This window comes from Serratia sp. Ae19-1 (assembly GCF_059801225.1).
The window spans coordinates 1-16,601 of record NZ_JBCHWD010000013.1 but is presented as its reverse complement, the minus strand read 5'-3'; the positions used below and the strand labels follow the sequence as shown (position 1 = coordinate 16,601).

15 protein-coding genes are annotated in these 16,601 nt (G+C 60.8%); 11 read left to right on the top strand and 4 right to left on the bottom strand.

The genetic code is table 11. The features are described 5' to 3' along the window. The first annotated feature begins 66 nt into the window (after positions 1-66). From cscK to AAIE04_RS24065, 5 genes are all read left to right on the top strand, one after another. Positions 67-993 (top strand): fructokinase, encoded by a 927-nt coding sequence (cscK, locus tag AAIE04_RS24085; protein WP_154747323.1) that lies wholly within the window; start codon positions 67-69, stop codon positions 991-993. Positions 994-1,187: 194 nt separating this feature from the next. Beyond that, complete coding sequence (locus tag AAIE04_RS24080; protein WP_498577818.1) at positions 1,188-2,597, top strand: carbohydrate porin; 1,410 nt, start codon at positions 1,188-1,190, stop codon at positions 2,595-2,597. 63 nt (positions 2,598-2,660) lie between these two features. Beyond that, complete coding sequence (locus AAIE04_RS24075; RefSeq protein ID WP_063918739.1) at positions 2,661-4,031, top strand: sucrose-specific PTS transporter subunit IIBC; 1,371 nt, start codon at positions 2,661-2,663, stop codon at positions 4,029-4,031. Continuing rightward, on the top strand, positions 4,031-5,440 hold the full coding sequence (locus AAIE04_RS24070) for a sucrose-6-phosphate hydrolase (protein ID WP_498577817.1): 1,410 nt from the start codon (positions 4,031-4,033) through the stop codon (positions 5,438-5,440). The genes AAIE04_RS24075 and AAIE04_RS24070 overlap by 1 nt, the downstream gene beginning before the upstream one ends. A gap of 21 nt (positions 5,441-5,461) precedes the next feature. Next, positions 5,462-6,505, top strand: a complete 1,044-nt coding sequence (locus AAIE04_RS24065) for a LacI family DNA-binding transcriptional regulator (RefSeq protein WP_063918737.1) — start codon at positions 5,462-5,464, stop codon at positions 6,503-6,505. Between the two features lie 57 nt (positions 6,506-6,562). On the opposite strand, the gene exbD is transcribed toward AAIE04_RS24065, so the two are convergent. Together exbD and exbB are read right to left on the bottom strand one after the other, a co-directional pair. Then, positions 6,563-6,985 carry a TonB system transport protein ExbD gene (gene exbD / locus AAIE04_RS24060; RefSeq protein ID WP_004937307.1) on the bottom strand — a complete coding sequence of 141 codons (423 nt, stop codon included), beginning with the start codon at positions 6,983-6,985 and terminating at the stop codon, positions 6,563-6,565. 3 nt (positions 6,986-6,988) lie between these two features. Continuing rightward, positions 6,989-7,960, bottom strand: a complete 972-nt coding sequence (gene exbB, locus AAIE04_RS24055; protein WP_074055071.1) for a tol-pal system-associated acyl-CoA thioesterase — start codon at positions 7,958-7,960, stop codon at positions 6,989-6,991. Between the two features lie 431 nt (positions 7,961-8,391). Between exbB and metC the strand changes: the two genes are divergently transcribed. Then, on the top strand, positions 8,392-9,588 hold the full coding sequence (gene metC, locus AAIE04_RS24050; RefSeq protein ID WP_019453042.1) for a cystathionine beta-lyase: 1,197 nt from the start codon (positions 8,392-8,394) through the stop codon (positions 9,586-9,588). Between the two features lie 145 nt (positions 9,589-9,733). After that, positions 9,734-10,396: a DedA family protein gene (locus AAIE04_RS24045; protein WP_498577803.1), complete on the top strand. Its 663-nt coding sequence runs from the start codon at positions 9,734-9,736 to the stop codon at positions 10,394-10,396. Between the two features lie 10 nt (positions 10,397-10,406). Here AAIE04_RS24045 and AAIE04_RS24040 read toward each other — a convergent pair whose 3' ends face one another. Further along, entirely contained in the window at positions 10,407-11,327 is a 921-nt protein-coding gene (locus tag AAIE04_RS24040) for a LysR family transcriptional regulator (protein ID WP_498577802.1), read from the bottom strand. Positions 11,328-11,435: 108 nt separating this feature from the next. Between AAIE04_RS24040 and AAIE04_RS24035 the strand changes: the two genes are divergently transcribed. Further along, positions 11,436-12,464 carry a zinc-dependent alcohol dehydrogenase family protein gene (locus AAIE04_RS24035; RefSeq protein ID WP_498577801.1) on the top strand — a complete coding sequence of 343 codons (1,029 nt, stop codon included), beginning with the start codon at positions 11,436-11,438 and terminating at the stop codon, positions 12,462-12,464. Between the two features lie 19 nt (positions 12,465-12,483). Here AAIE04_RS24035 and AAIE04_RS24030 read toward each other — a convergent pair whose 3' ends face one another. After that, positions 12,484-13,371, bottom strand: coding sequence for an AraC family transcriptional regulator (locus tag AAIE04_RS24030; RefSeq protein ID WP_248004807.1), 888 nt, complete (start codon positions 13,369-13,371; stop codon positions 12,484-12,486). A gap of 226 nt (positions 13,372-13,597) precedes the next feature. Here AAIE04_RS24030 and yqhD point away from each other — a divergent pair, with 226 nt between their 5' ends. The 3 genes from yqhD (at position 13,598) to AAIE04_RS24015 (ending at position 16,589) form a co-directional block, all read left to right on the top strand. Then, positions 13,598-14,761 (top strand): alcohol dehydrogenase, encoded by a 1,164-nt coding sequence (yqhD, locus tag AAIE04_RS24025; RefSeq protein ID WP_498577800.1) that lies wholly within the window; start codon positions 13,598-13,600, stop codon positions 14,759-14,761. Between the two features lie 256 nt (positions 14,762-15,017). Then, a complete protein-coding gene (gene dkgA / locus AAIE04_RS24020) occupies positions 15,018-15,842 on the top strand; it encodes a 2,5-didehydrogluconate reductase DkgA (RefSeq protein ID WP_019453048.1) in 825 nt (274 codons plus the stop codon). 141 nt (positions 15,843-15,983) lie between these two features. Next, positions 15,984-16,589, top strand: coding sequence for a transglycosylase SLT domain-containing protein (locus tag AAIE04_RS24015; RefSeq protein WP_154747318.1), 606 nt, complete (start codon positions 15,984-15,986; stop codon positions 16,587-16,589). The last annotated feature ends 12 nt before the right edge of the window (positions 16,590-16,601 follow it).

Genomic DNA, 16,601 nt, shown 5'->3' with positions numbered 1-16,601 from the left:
TGCCTTGCTAAACCGGTTCTTCTATTTTAGCAACCCATCTAACAAGGACAAAAACAGGGATTATGCATGATGAATCGCGTATGGGTACTGGGCGACGCCGTGATCGACCTGGTGCCGGAAAATGCCAACGGCTATCTCAAATGCCCCGGTGGCGCGCCGGCTAACGTGGCGGTAGGTATCGCCCGCCTCGGTGGCGACAGCGCCTTTATCGGCCGGGTGGGGCAAGACAGCTTCGGCGCCTTTTTGCAGCAGGTGCTAAGCGATGAAGGGGTGGATATCGGCCATATGCGGCCGGATCCCGAACATCACACCTCCACGGTCGTGGTGGATCTCGATCAGCAGGGTGAGCGTTCATTCACGTTTATGGTGCAGCCCAGCGCCGATCTGTTTTTGCAGCCCGACGATCTGCCGGTTTTCCAACAGGGGGAATGGCTGCACCTCTGCTCCATCGCGCTCTCTCAGGAACCCAGCCGCAGCGCGGCCTTTGCCGCGATGGAACGCATCCGGGCGGCCGGTGGCCGGGTCAGTTTCGATCCCAACATCCGCGAAGAGGTCTGGCGCCAGCCGGAAGCGCTGCGCCCCTGTCTGCAAAAGGCGCTGCTGCTGGCGGACGTGGTGAAACTGTCGCGCGAAGAGCTGGCTTTTATCAGCCATCTTGACGATCTGGAGAACGCCATTCGCTGGATGATGCAAACCTATCCGCTGCGCCTGCTGCTGGTAACGCTGGGCGGCGATGGCGTCTGCGTACACGATGGGCATCGTCTGCGCCATTTCCCCGCTCCGCCTGTCGTGCCGGTAGATACCACCGGCGCCGGCGATGCCTTCGTCGCCGGGCTGTTAGCGGCGCTGGCACGTCTTCACGAATTGCCGCAAGAAGCACAATGGTCGGCGATCATCGCTCAGGCTCAGGCCTGCGGCGCGCTGGCCACCACCGCCAAAGGCGCCATGACCGCCCTGCCCTGCGCCGACGAGTTGGCTGCTTTCCTGCGTTGACTCTCTGCGTCCACGGCGCTCTCCTTAGCGCCGTGGTCTTTTAGCCCACGATTTGCGTACTCGATCACAATAGCTGAATCGGGTTAGCAAACTTGATTGCCAGTCCGCTTCTCGATCGCTATCTTTCGCCTTGAAAAACCGGTTTAGCAATTTAGCAAAAAATAATAACAACCCTTCCCGGATGATAGACGATGATGAAAAAACTCAGCTATTTGGCGATAACAACAGGGCTTTTCCTCTCCGCTTCCAACGCAGCGGCCTCGAGCGGCAATAGTATCGAGGCGCGTCTCAACGCGCTGGAACAACGTCTGGCGCAGGCGGAACGGCGCGCCACACAGGCAGAAACCCGCGCCACGGCGGCTGAACGTCGGGCGCAACAGCTGGAACAGCGCACCGCCAACACCGAAAGGCAAACCGCTCAGGTCGCGCAACGTGCCGCCGCGCCGGAAACGCAATCTCCCTCGACCGGCGCGCTGAAACTGAACGGCTTCAACGATCTGAAGGTGTACGGCGACGTGGAGTTCAATCTGGACGGCGCCAGCCGCAGCGGCCAGTTGACGTCGTTGAAAGGCAGCGATCACAAGGATTGGAAACCCGGCAACAAAGAGCGCTGGGATATCAACGGCCGCATTCTGGTGGGACTGGACGGCTATCGCCGCAATCCGGGCGGCAACTTTTCCGGCTTCAGCGTCCAGCCGCTGGCGGACATGACCGGCAAAATGAACCTGGACGATGCAGCTTTCTTCTTCGGCAATGAAAAGAACTGGCAAACCAAAATCGGCCGCTTCGAAGCCTACGACATGTTCCCGCTGAATCAGGACACCTTCATTCAATACTCCGGCAATACCGCCAACGATCTGTACGCTGACGGCTTTGGCTATATCTATATGATGAAAGAAGGCCGTGGCCGCAGCAGCAGCGGCGGGAACCTGATGTTGAGCAAATACGCCGGGGATGTCTATTTCGAACTGAACACGCTGGTGGAAGACGGCACCTCGCTGTTCCAGGACAGCAGCTACCACGGCAATGCGCTGGACAATAAGAAAAACGTCGCCTATTTGCGCCCGGTGATCGCCTGGAAGAAAGATGCCTTCAGCATCGCGGCGGCGATGGAAAGCAACGTGGTGAATAATGCCTACGGCTATCAGGACAGCCAGGGCCGCTTCGTCGATCAATCGAAGCGCAACGGCTACGGCATGACCATGAGCTGGAACACCAACGCGGCCGATCCGGATAACGGCATGGTGGCCAACCTGAGCACCGCCTATCTGGATGCGTCAGGCGAGCAAGACTTTACCGCTGGCGTCAACGTGCTGTGGCGGCGCTTCGAACTGGGTTATATCTATGCCCATAACAACATCCAAGAGTTCAATACCGCCGGGATCGCCGCCGATATCCACAATCCGCTCAGCGAGCCGGGCAACTACGACATCCACACCGTTCATGCGTCGTATCAGATACCTAATATTATGAATATGAAGAATTTCAATGTGTATTTAGGCGCCTATGTTTCGCTGCTGGAAGCCAACGCCGAGAACAAGATCGCCAACGGCGACAACGACCAGCGTTACGGCGTGCGCGCCAGATTCAAGTATTTCTTCTGACACCGATTCACGGAATTGCGCCGCAAACTGCACGGCGACATTTTAATTTAGCAAGGGGACAACATGGACATTACCGCAACCGCCAACGCGCTGTTGCCGCTGCTCGGCGGTAAAGAGAACATCGCCAGCGCCGCCCACTGCGCCACGCGCTTACGCCTGGTGCTGGTGGACGACAGCAAGGTGGACAAAGAGGCCATCGGCAAACTGGACGGCGTCAAAGGCTGCTTCAGCAACGCTGGCCAGATCCAGGTGATCTTCGGCACCGGGCTGGTCAACAAGGTGCATGCGGAATTCATCAAGGCGGCAGGCGTCAGCGAATCCAGCAAGGCCGAAGCCGCCGATATCGCGGCGAAAAAACTCAACCCGCTGCAGCGCATCGCCCGCCTGCTGTCGAACATCTTCGTGCCAATCATCCCGGCGATCGTCGCTTCCGGTCTGTTAATGGGGCTGCTCGGCATGGTGAAAACCTACGGCTGGGCCGATGCCGACAGTGCGTTGTTCATCATGCTGGATATGTTCAGCTCGGCGGCGTTCATTATCCTGCCGATTCTGATCGGTTTCACCGCCGCACGCGAATTCGGCGGCAACCCTTATCTGGGCGCCACGCTCGGCGGCATTTTGACACATCCGGCGTTGACCAACGCCTGGGGCGTCGCCGGAGGGTTCCACACCATGAACCTCTTCGGTCTGGAAATCGCCATGATCGGCTATCAGGGCACCGTGTTCCCGGTGCTGCTGACGGTATGGTTCATGAGCCTGTTGGAAAAACGCCTGCGCAAGGTGATCCCCAACGCGCTCGATCTGATCCTGACGCCGTTCCTGACGGTGGTCATCTCAGGCTTTGTCGCCCTGCTGTTTATCGGCCCCGCCGGTCGGGCGCTGGGCGACGGCATCTCCTTCGTGCTCAGCACGCTGATTGTCCATGCGGGGTGGTTCGCCGGGCTGCTGTTCGGCGGTCTCTATTCCGCTATCGTCATCACCGGCATCCACCACAGTTTCCACGCGGTAGAGGCCGGGCTGCTCGGCAACCCCAATATCGGCGTCAACTTCCTGCTGCCGATCTGGTCGATGGCCAACATCGCTCAGGGCGGCGCCTGTCTGGCGGTTTATTTCAAAACCCGCGACGCCAAAATCAAAGCCATTGCGGTACCTTCGGCCTTTTCCGCCATGCTCGGCATCACCGAGGCGGCGCTGTTTGGCATCAACCTGCGCTTCGTGAAACCGTTTCTGGCGGCGCTGGCGGGCGGAGCGCTCGGCGGTGCCTGGGTGGTGGCCAACCATGTCGGCATGAACGCGGTCGGGCTGACGGCGATCCCCGGCATGGCGATCGTGCAGGCCAGTTCTCTGGTCAGCTATATCATTGGTCTGGCGATCGCCTTTGGCAGCGCCTTTGTCCTCTCCCTATTGCTGAAATACAAAACGGACGCGCAATGATGGAAGAACTCAGCTTAATCAAGCAGGCAATGCGGGCGTTAATGAACGGCCAGCCGCTCGCGCGGCGCGATCCGCACCGACCGGACTGGCATCTGGCACCCAGCGTTGGCCTGCTGAACGATCCCAACGGCTTTATCCAGCACAACGGCATTTATCATCTGTTTTATCAGTGGAATCCGCTGGGTTGCGATCACCGCAACAAATGCTGGGGACACTGGCAGTCAGCCGATTTACTGCATTGGGAGCACCAGCCGATCGCCCTGGCGCCCGGCGCCTGTTACGACAGCCACGGCTGTTACTCCGGCTCGGCCGTGGTGGCGGAAGACAAAATCACGCTGATCTACACTGGCAACGTGAAATTCCCAGACGGCTCACGCACCGCCTACCAATGCCTGGCTCAGGAAAGCGAGCGGGGCGAATATCGCAAACTCGGGCCGGTGCTGCCGCTGCCGGAGGGCTACAGCGGTCACGTACGCGATCCGAAAGTGTGGCGTCATCAAAATGACTGGTACATGGTGCTCGGCGCACGTGACTTGCAGGATCGCGGTAAGGTGCTGCTATGTCGTTCCAGCGATCTGCGCGACTGGCAAGCGCTGGGAGAAATCGCCGGTTCCGGCCTGAACGGTCTGAGTGAATTCGGCTACATGTGGGAGTGCCCGGATCTGTTCTCGTTGGACGGTGACGAGGTGTTGATCTGCTGCCCGCAGGGACTGGCGCCGCAGTCAGAACGTTACCTCAATCGCTATCAGGCCGGTTATCTGCTCGGCAAGCTGGATTACCAGCAGGCAGCCTTCCGTCACGGCGAATTTCGCGAACTGGACGCCGGCTTCGAGTTTTATGCGCCGCAGACAACGCTGGCGGAAGATGGTCGCCGCCTGATGTTCGGCTGGATGGGCGTACCCGAACAAGATGAAGAAGCCCATCCGACGCGCCTTTACGGCTGGCTCCACACCATGACCTGCCCGCGCGAGCTGTTGCTGCAGCATGGCCGCCTCCACCAGCGCCCGGCACGCGAGCTGCAACAGCTGCGCGGCGAACCAACATGCTGGCAGGGGCGCGCCGATGACGCCCCCGTCTACGCACTGGGCGCCGCAGAGCTGCAATTAACGCCACAGGGCCCGTTCAACGCAACCTTTGGCGACGCGATGACGCTGAACTGGGACGGCGAAAGGCTGCAGCTGACGCGTGCTTCCCTGGCCGACGGCCGGCCGGAGCACCGTTACTGGCGCGGCCCGGTCACGCATCTGCAACTGCTGTTCGATCGTTCCAGCGTGGAGATTTTCATCAATCATGGCGAGGCGGTGATGAGCGCACGCTACTTCCCGGCTGGTGAGCCGCAACTGCGGCTGTGCGGGAGCGCGCCGCTGGCGTTGGAATACTGGCCGCTGACGCCATGCATGCTAGAATGACGCATCCTCCGATGACTTCAGATGGCGTCAGTGAAAAAAAATAAACGCATTACCATCAGTGACATCGCCACGCTGGCCGGGGTGTCGAAATCGACCGCCAGCCTGGTGCTGAACGGCCGCAGCAAGGAATACCGGGTGTCCGACGACACCCGCGATCGCATTCTGGCGCTGGCGCACGAACACCATTATCAGCCCAGCATCCACGCCCGCTCTTTGCGCTCCAACCGCAGCCACACGCTGGGGTTGGTCGTACCGGAGATGACCAACTACGGTTTTGCGGTGATTTCGCGCGAGCTGGAAACGCTATGCCGCGAAGCCGGGCTGCAGCTGTTGATCGCCTGCACCGATGAAAACCCAGCGCAGGAAATGATGGCGGTGAACAGTCTGGTGCAGCGGCAGGTGGACGGCTTGATCGTCGCCTCCAGCCAGTTGAACGATGCCGAATACCAGAAGATCAACGCCGGGCTACCGGTGGTGCAGATGGATCGTCTGATCGCCGGTTCCGAACTGCCGCTGGTGATCACCGATTCGGTCAACTCGACCGCCGACCTGGTGGAAAAGGTCGCGCGCCAACATCCGGACGAGATCTATTTTCTCGGCGGGCAGCCGCGCATTTCGCCGACCCGCGATCGGCTGGCCGGTTTCCAGCTTGGCCTGCAGCGCGCCGGCATAACGTGCAAACCGGAATGGATCATCAACGGCAACTATCATCCCAGCTCAGGTTACGAGATGTTCGCTCAGCTTTGCGCACAGTTGGGGCGGCCGCCCAAAGCGCTGTTTACCGCCGCCTGCGGCCTGTTGGAAGGGGTATTGCGTTATCTGACTCAACATCAGCTGATGGAGAGCGACATCCACCTGTGCAGCTTCGACGATCACTACCTGTTCGACTGCATGACGCTGAAGATCGACACCGTCGCACAGGACTGCCGGGCGTTGGCGCAATATAGCTTCGACCAAGTCACCGCACTGATCGACGAGCGGCCGCTGGAACAGAACGCGCTTTATCTGCCGGGCCGTATCCGCTGGCGCCATGCCGGTTCCCGGGCTTTGTTGGCCGGAGAGTGATATCTCTGAACCAGTAAAAAAGGGCGCCGAAGCGCCCTTTTCTGTTTCATCAGCCCGCTATTTGGCGGCGCCTTCCATGCCCACCAGCCCCACTTTCAGGTAGCCGGCTTTACGCAGAGTGTCCATCACGCTCATCAGCGTTTCATAGTCCACGCTCTTGTCCGCCTGGAAGAAGATGGTGGTTTCTTTGTTCGCCTGAGTGCGTTGATCCAGCACCGAAGTCAGCTGATCGGCATTCACCGGCTGATCGCCGACGTAGAGCTGCTTGTCGGCCTTCACCGACAGGAACACCGGTTTCTCCGGCCGCGGCTGCGGCTTGGCGGAGGAGGCCGGCAGATCGACGCGGATATCTACCGTTGCCAGCGGCGCGGCCACCATAAAGATGATCAACAGCACCAACATGACGTCGATAAACGGCGTTACGTTGATTTCATGCAGTTCGCCGCTGTCGTCCAGATCTTCATTTAAGCGCATCGCCATGACTCACCCCGCCCGCAGTTGGTGTGCGTGCTGTGAGCGCTTGGCTTCCGCCGTCGCGGCCAGATCCAAATCACGGCCCTGCAGCAGCAAGACCTGTGCCGCTACGTCGCCCACCTGGGCGCGATGGCCGCTGATGACGCGAGCGAAGATGTTGTAGATAACGACGGCAGGGATAGCCGCGACCAGACCTAGTGCGGTCGCCAACAGCGCTTCCGCGATGCCCGGCGCCACGACCGCCAGGTTGGTGGTCTGCGAATGGGCGATGCCGATGAAGCTGTTCATGATGCCCCACACGGTACCGAACAGACCGACGAACGGCGAGATGGCGCCGATGGTGGCCAGGAAACCGTTGCCGCGGCCCATGTTGCGGCTGTAGGCCGCTACGCGGCGCTCGAGGCGGAAACCGGTGCGCTCTTTGATGCCGTTGTTGTCGTTGGATTCCGCAGACAGCTCCAGCTCATTTTGCGCGTCGTTCAGCAATACCGCGCTGACGCTCTCCGGTGAGAAGTTTTGCGCCAGTTCGGAGGCTTCATCCAGAGAACGCGCTTCGGCCAGCGTCAGCTGTTCGCGGCGCAGACGGCGCTTGGCACGCAGCAGTTCGCTGCCCTTGGAGAATAGAATGGTCCAGGTCACGATCGAGGCCAACACCAGGCCGATCATCACCGCTTTCACCACCGCGTCGGCGTGCTGATACATGCCCCAGACGGACAGGTCCATGCCGCGAGTTTCCGGTGGTTGGATCGTTGGTGCCGGGTTCACCGGCGTGATGCTCTCAGGCGCGGCGGCTGCCGGCGCGGTGCTCGGCGCAACGCTTTCGGTAACGGCCGGGTTGGTCGCCGGCGCGGCCTGCGCGCTGCCGGCCAGCCCCACGACCAGCACCATAGAAGCCATCAGGCTGCGGCCAAAGGCCTTGCCCCACTGCGCCCGGCCCTGACCGAACGATCCTTGATTTAAATTCTTGCCAGCCGTTTTCACGCTGTGCCTCCACCCATTACCGATCAAAATTAAGGAATAATTCAGCGTGCGATCATATCAAACCAACCGGGGATTGATAGTAGTTCTCATTATTATTTACCAAATAAACGAGAAAATTTTAGACAGCCTAGCCGCAAAGTGCCAATCCGCGTCCGTTCAGCGCTAAAAGCCCCTTTTATAGGGCGATTTCGTTACTTTTATCCCACAACGGTGCAACAAGACCACGCTGCCGAACGGCGCCTCAGCCGAGGAATGGGCTTCTCTCTTCCCACTCGGCAGAAGGATGACGCGAGAAATGCGTGACCGGCAGCCAATTATAGCCGTTTCTATATCCAGAAGTTAAAACGTCTGGATGGCTATATTAACTCATGCTAACGTAAGGGCTATCGCAAACGGGCACGTGCAGAGCAACCAGAGGTGAGCCAGGTACCATGACGTCAAAACACATCGAAACCACGCTGATCGGCGCCGGCCGCGGCAAACGCTACACCCAGGGCTCCGTCAATCCCGTTACGCAACGCGCCTCTTCCCTGGTCTTCGACTCCGTCGCCGCCAAAAAACACGCCACCGCACAGCGCGCCCACGGCGAGCTGTTTTATGGCCGACGCGGTACCCTGACCCACTTTGCGCTGCAGGATGCGATGGTGGAGCTTGAGGGCGGCGCCGGCTGCGTGCTGTACCCTTGCGGCGCGGCGGCGGTGGCCAATGCGATCCTGTCGTTCGTCGGCGCCGGCGATCACCTGCTGGTCACAGGCTCGGTGTACGAGCCGACCCAGGATTTCTGCACCCATATCCTCGGCCGCATGAACGTCAGCACCACCTATTTCGATCCGCTGATCGGCGCCGACATCGCCAATCTGATCCAACCCAATACTCGCGTGGTGTTCCTTGAGTCCCCCGGTTCCATCACCCTGGAAGTGCAGGATATCCCGGCCATGGTGCAGGCCATTCGCGCCGTGGCGCCGGACGTGGTGATCATGATCGACAACACCTGGGCGGCGGGCGTGCTGTTCAAGGCGCTGGATTTCGACATCGACATTTCTATTCAGGCCGGCACCAAGTACCTGATCGGCCATTCCGATTACATGCTCGGTACCGCCGTCGCCAACGCGCGCTGTTGGGACCAACTGCGCGAGTACTCCTATCTGATGGGGCAGATGGTGGATGCCGACACCGCCTACATGGCGAGCCGCGGCCTGCGCACCCTGAGCGTGCGGCTGAAACAGCACGAACGCAGCAGCATCGAGGTCGCCAACTGGCTGGCCGCGCGGCCGGAGGTGGCGACGGTCAATCATCCGGCCCTGCCGAGCTGCAAGGGCCACGAGTTCTACCGCCGCGACTTCAGCGGCTGCAACGGACTGTTCTCTTTCGTGCTGAAGGAACGGCTGGACGATACGCAGTTGGCCGCTTACCTGGACAACTTCAGCCACTTCAGCATGGCCTACTCCTGGGGCGGCTTCGAGTCGCTGATCCTGGCCAACCAACCGGAAGAACTGGAAGCGATCCGCCCGGCGGGCGGCGTCGACTTCTCCGGCACGCTGGTGCGCTTACACATCGGCCTGGAGAACGTCGAAGACCTGATCGCCGATCTGGCCGCCGGTTTCGATCGCCTCAGTGGCGTGCGCTAAGGCGGATTCCGGTAATTTTCTTCGTCTCGTTTAATGTCGGCTTAAGCTATTAGCGGTACACTAACCGGGTAACTGTCAGATACGGTAACCGCCGCATCCTGGAGAACGTGACCCCGGGCGCAACCGGCATGCAACAGGACATAAAATGGATGTATTACGAGATATTATTCATGCGCTTTGGCAGCAGGACTTTGTCGCCCTCGCCGATCCAAGCGTGATTTGGGTGGTTTACGCCGTGCTTTTCACCACCCTGTTTTTGGAAAACGGACTGCTGCCCGCCTCCTTCCTCCCCGGCGACAGCCTGCTGCTGCTGTCGGGTGCGCTGATCGCCAAAGGCGTGATGGGCTTTGCCCCCACTCTGCTGATTTTGACCGCCGCCGCCGGCCTCGGCTGCTGGCTGAGTTATATCCAGGGCCGCTGGCTGGGCCATACCAGCCTGGTAAAAGGCTGGCTGCTGCAGTTGCCGGCGCAATACCACCAGCGCGCGCACAGCCTGTTCAACCGCCATGGGCTGACGGCGCTGCTGATCGGCCGTTTCCTCGGTTTCGTGCGCACACTGCTGCCAACCATGGCCGGCATCTCCGGGCTCAATAGCTCGCGCTTTCAGGTGTTCAACTGGCTGAGCGCGGCGATCTGGGTCTGTGCGCTGGTGGGCCTCGGCTACGCTTTCAGCCAAATCCCGCTGGTGAAACGCCACGAAAGTCAGGTGATGACCGGCTTGATGTTGCTGCCGCTGCTGCTGCTGTTCGTCGGCTTATTGGGCGCCATGTTGGTGATCTGGCGCAAGAAGCGCGCCGCCTCGTCTTAAGCCCGGCGCGTTATAGCGCCTTTTCGACCAGCGCCAGGCTGGGGGGCAACTTGCTCACCAGCGTATCCACCGCCAGCCGCACCTTCAGCGGCAGATGGGGCGTGTGCGGCCATACCGCATGCGCTTCAAAGGCCGCACCCGGCCGATCGCGCAGCAAGCGCACCAACGCCCCGCTCAGCAGCTGTTCACGCACCAGCCAGCACGGCAGCCAGGCGATACCGAATCCTGCCGTCGCCGCATCCGCAATGGCCTGCAGGTCGTCCATCTGCAGCCGGTTGTTCGGCATCACCTCCTGCGGCTTGCCGCCTTCGTCCAGCACCCGCCAGCTGCGCCGCGCGCCGGCGCGCATGTAGGTCACCGCCTCATGCTGCGCCAACTGCTCAATGTTATGCGGTTCGCCGCGACGCTGCAGATAGGCCGGCGAGGCGCACAGCGCCATGCGGTGATCGCCGATACGCCGCGCCACCAAGCCGCTGCTGTTGGCCAGTGTACCGTTGCGAATCGCCATATCGAAACCGTCCTCAATCAGGTCCACCACCCGATCGCTGAACGATAGCTCCAACTCCAACCCAGGATGCTCGCGCGTCAGTTCGGTCAGCAGCGGCGCAATGCACATGCGGCCAAACAGCACCGGCATCGACACCCGCAGCCGGCCGCTGACCTGTCGTTTTCCCGACTCCAGCAGCGTTTCTGCGCCGCGGATCTCCTCCAGCGCCCGCAGGCAACGCTCGTAGAACAGCGCACCGTCGTCGGTCAGGCTCTGGCTGCGCGTGGTGCGATGAAACAGCCGCACCCCCAGCCGCTGCTCCAACCGGGCGATGGTTTTGCCGACCGCCGAACGCGAAAGATGCAGCCGGCTGGCCGCCACTGCAAAACTGCCCGCCTCCACGGCGGTAACGAATACCGAAATGCCGTTCAACCGATCGCTCATGATTTGTCGCTCTGAAAGAAACAATCTGCGGAAATCTTATCGCCACTGGCGAACCTTCATCAACGATATTATCGGCAGGTCTGTTAATCGCTGACTTTGGAGAACATCATGACCAACACCATGCAACGCTGGACGATGGGCACCCTGGGGCGTGAGCACCTGCAGCTGAGCGTAAGCGCCATCCCACAGCCGGGGCCGCACGAAATCAGAGTGAAAGTGAAGGCTATCTCACTCAATTACCGTGACAAACTGATGATAGAAAGCGGCATGGGGCTCACGCTGCCGCAGCCGTTCACTCCCGTCTCGGACATGGCCGGCGAGGTCGATGCCATCGGTCCCGGCGTCAGCCGCTTTCAGCCCGGCGCGCGCGTCATTTCCACCTTCAGCCCCGGTTGGCTCGACGGCGAGCAAAAACCCTACGGCGATGCGCGCCGGGTGCCTTATCACACCCTCGGCGGTTTTTATCAGGGCGTGCTGGCGGAATACGTGATACTGCATGAAGATTGGCTGGTGGCGGCGCCGGCGTCGCTGGACGATGCTCAGGCCAGCACCTTGCCGTGCGCCGGGCTGACCGCCTGGTTCGCACTGGTGGAGCAAGGCAGACTGCGCGCCGGCGACTCGGTATTGGTGCAAGGCACCGGCGGCGTGGCGCTGTTCGCGCTGCAGATCGCCAAAGCGCAGGGTGCCGAGGTGTACGTCACTTCCGGCAGCGACGAAAAATTGGCGCGCGCCAAGGCGCTGGGCGCCGACCACGGCATCAATCGTCTGCATGGCGACTGGGGGGAGAAGGTCTATCAGCTGACCCAGGATCGCGGCATCGACCATGTGGTGGATACCGTGGGCGGCACTAATCTCGGCAACTCGGTGCGGGCCGTGGCGGTGGGAGGACGTATCTCGGTAATCGGCATTCTGGAAGGCAACGAAATCTCCGCCCCCGCCGGCCCATTGCTATTGAAATCCGCAGTGATTCAGGGCATCGGCGTCGGCCACCGCCGCGCGCTGGAAGACCTGGTGCGCGCCGTGGACGCCGTCAAACTGCAACCGGTGATCGACCAGGTATACCGCTTAGATCAACTGCCCCAGGCGTTGGATCACCTCGATCGCGGGCCGTTCGGCAAGATCGTATTGACCCCATAACTCGCCGCCCGGCGGCGACTCACCCCTCCAGCAGCAGCGGGTTGGCGTCGCGCAGCCGGGCGACTTCGTCGCTCGGTGTCATGCCGAACAGCCGTTTGAACTCGCGGCTGAACTGCGACGCGCTTTCGTAGCCGACGCGGATCGCCGCGGTGCTGGCCTTCAGGCCGTCATGCACCATCAGCAGGCGCGCCTTGTGCAGCCGGTACGACTTCACATACTGCAGCGGCGAAGTGTTGGTCACCGCCTTGAAGTTGTGATGGAACGCCGACACGCTCATATTGACTTCGCCGGCCAGCTGCTCGACGTTGAGATTGTCAGCATACTGATTTTCTATGCGCCGCAGCGCCTTGGCGATCTGGCTGAAGTGGGTATGGCGATTCACCAGCTCCTGCAGCGAGGCGCCGCAGGCGCCGCGCAGCACATAGTAGAGAATCTCCCGTACGATCTGCGGCCCCAGCACCCTGGCGTCGAGCGGATTGGCCATCACGTCCAGCAGACGCTCGGTGGCGCACAGCAACTCTTCCGTCATTTCCGCCAGGTTCACCCCGTTGCTCTCCGCCCGCGGTTGCATCAGGTAGTCGTCGTCGCCGATGTCGATCAGCAAGTCCTGCAGCATTTGGGTATCGATATTGACCGCCAACCCAACCAGCGGCAGTTCCGGGCTGGCGAAGGTTTCGCATTCAAACGGCAGCGGCACCGTCATCAGCAGGTAGTTGCGCGGATCGTATTGGAACTTCTTATTGCCGCAATAACCGACCTTGTGCCCCTGAAAAACGATGACGATCCCCGGTTCATACATCACCGGCTGACGCGGACTGTGGCGATCGACATACAAAATCTTCACCCGCGGCACCGGCGACGGCGTGTAGCCATTGCCGCTGGCGATAGCCATCGCCTGGCGCGCCATGCGGCCGCGCAGCGCATCGATTTCAATCACGGAAACACCCTCTTACAGTCAGAACGATTCGGCATAAATAATAATTTAAAACTCTCTATTTCTACAGCGACTTGTAGGAATAGGCAAGAACCCGACAGGAATATGCATTGTGCGTTGCCGCCCGCTTCCTGACAATACGGGCCAGACACCTTTGCGCCGCTTTGGCGCCCGCCTGACAGAAAGAGAGAAATTAGCCATGCAAAACTTCATTCTGCATACCCCAACCAAAATCCTGTTCGGCAAGGAGCAAATTGCCGACGTGGCCGGCCAGATCCCGGCGGACGCACGCATCCTGATCACCTACGGTGGCGGCAGCGTAAAGAAAAACGGCGTGCTGGATCAGGTGCATAGCGCGCTGGCCGGCCGCGACGTGCGGGAGTTCTCCGGCATCGAGCCTAACCCGACCTACGAAACGCTGATGAAAGCGGTCGAGGTGGTGAAAGCGGAAAACATCGATTTCCTGCTGGCGGTCGGCGGCGGTTCAGTGGTTGACGGCACCAAGTTCATCGCCGCCGCCGCCCGCTATACGGCCAGCAGCGACGCCTGGCACATTCTGCAAACCGTCGGCAGCCACATCACCGACGCGGTGCCGATGGGCTGCGTGCTGACACTGCCGGCCACCGGTTCAGAATCCAACAGCGGTGCCGTGATCACTCGTAAAAGCAGCGGCGACAAGCAGCACTTCTTCTCGCCGCTGGTGCAGCCGCGCTTCGCCGTGCTGGATCCGGTGGTGACCTACTCGCTGCCGCCGCGCCAGGTAGCCAATGGCGTGGTCGACGCCTTCGTACACACCCTGGAACAGTATTTGACCTACCCGGTCGATGCCAAGGTGCAGGATCGTTTCGCCGAAGGCCTGCTGCTGACCCTGCTGGAAGACGGCCCGCGCGCGCTGGCCGAGCCGGAAAACTATGCGGTGCGCGCCAACGTGATGTGGAGCGCCACCATGGCGCTGAACGGCCTGATCGGCGCCGGCGTGCCGCAGGACTGGGCGACTCACATGCTGGGCCACGAGCTGACCGCCATGCACGATCTCGACCATGCGCAAACGCTGGCCATCGTGCTGCCTGCGCTGCTGCACGAGAAGAAAGCGCAGAAGCGCGAAAAACTGCTGCAGTACGCTGAACGCGTCTGGGGCCTGCGCGAAGGCAGCGAAGAGAGCCGCATCGACGGCGCCATCGCCGCCACCCGCGCCTTCTTCGAACAAATGGGCGTGCCGACCCGCATGGCGGATTATGGGCTCGACGGCAGCAGCATTCCGGCGCTGCTCGACAAGCTGCATCAGCACGGCATGACCGCCTTAGGCGAGCACCAGGACATCACCCTGGACGTCAGCCGCCGCATTTACGAAGCGGCTCGTTGATCGCAAAACGGCGATTTTTTGCTAGGCTTTAGTCTCCGTCTGGCATCCTGCGCCCGGCCGATCGCCGGGCGCCTCAATGCGCCGCCGATCGTTTCGTACCACCCGTCTTACCGCTCATTCGCAGGGAGAGCGGGGAGAAAGTCGCCCTCCCGTCACCGCTGAAATTAGGCTGGCAAACCCGGCAACCGCCCATTTTGCCAACTAGAATTTATCTATAGCCGTTTCGGCGCCGCAATCCGTACACAAGGAGATGCGCATGACAACGCAACAACCCATCATCAAACTCCACGATGGTAATCTGATGCCGCAGTTGGGTCTCGGCGTTTGGCAGGCGAGTATTGAAGAGACCACCCGCGCGGTGAGCAAAGCGCTGGAGATCGGTTACCGCTCCATCGATACCGCCGCGATCTACAAGAACGAGGAAGGCGTGGGCGCCGCGCTGCAGGCCAGCTCGCTGCCGCGCAGCGACCTGTTCATCACCACCAAGCTGTGGAACGACGATCAGGGCGATCCGCTGGCGGCGCTGGAAACCAGCCTGGAAAAACTCAAGCTGGACTATGTGGATCTGTATCTGATCCACTGGCCGCGCCCGCAGCAGGATCAATACGTCTCCGCCTGGCGCGAACTGATCAAGCTGCGCGATCAAGGCTTGGTGAAAAGCATCGGCGTGTGCAACTTCCATACGCCGCACCTGCAGCGCCTGCTGGATGAAACCAACGTAGCGCCGGTGGTCAATCAGATCGAACTGCACCCGCTGCTGCAACAGCGCCAGCTGCGCGCCTGGAACGCCACCCATCACATCGCCACCGAATCCTGGAGCCCGCTGGCGCAAGGCGGCGAAGGGGTGTTCGACCAGCCGCTGATCAAAGCGTTGGCCGAAAAATACGAGAAAACGCCGGCGCAGATCGTGGTGCGCTGGCACCTGGACAGCGGCCTCATCGTGATCCCGAAATCGGTCACGCCGTCGCGCATTCGCGAAAACTTCGAGGTGTTTGATTTCAAACTCGATAAGGACGAACTGGGCGAGATCGCCAAACTGGACGTCGGCAACCGCCTCGGGCCGGATCCGGATACCCTGTAATCCCTCCCCAAGCCCTCTTCGCCGAAGAGGGCTTTTCCTTTCCGCGCATTGCTCCCTTCCATTGCCTGACGTTATGATGACAACGCCGGAGACCCCGGCCGCCGGTTAACGCCGTTAAAAAACAGACAAGCACGGAGCACCATGAAACCCTCTTTCTCACACTGGTCACGGCTGGGCATGCTTTGCTTCATGCTGGTGCTGGCGGGCTGCGCCGGCAAGAAACAGCGCGTCAGCTACGATCGCCACGCCTTTGATGGCGCCATCAAAGACGCCGCCAGCGAATACGGCGTGGACGCCAAGCTGATCACCGCCATGATCCAGGTGGAGTCCGGCTTCAACCCCGCCGCCGTCAGCAAGTCCAATGCGATCGGCCTGATGCAGCTGAAAGCCGATACCGCCGGCTGCGACGCCTATCGCTACAAAGGGAAACGCGGCTGCCCGGATGACGATGACCTGCGGGATCCTGACACCAATATCGATCTCGGCGCCGCCTATCTGGCCATCTTGCAAAAACAACAGCTTAAAGGGATCGCCAATCCCGTCACGCTGCGCTACGCCACCATCATCGCCTATGTCAACGGCACCGGCGCGCTGCTGCGCACCTTCTCCAGCAACCGTCAGCAGGCCATCGCGATGATTAACAACCTGTCGCCGGAAGCCTTTAACTGGCACGTGCGCAAATATCATCCCGCACCGCAGGCGCCGCGTCATTTGATGAAAGTGGAAGCCGCTTACGAACGGTTGTGATGAACCAAAGTA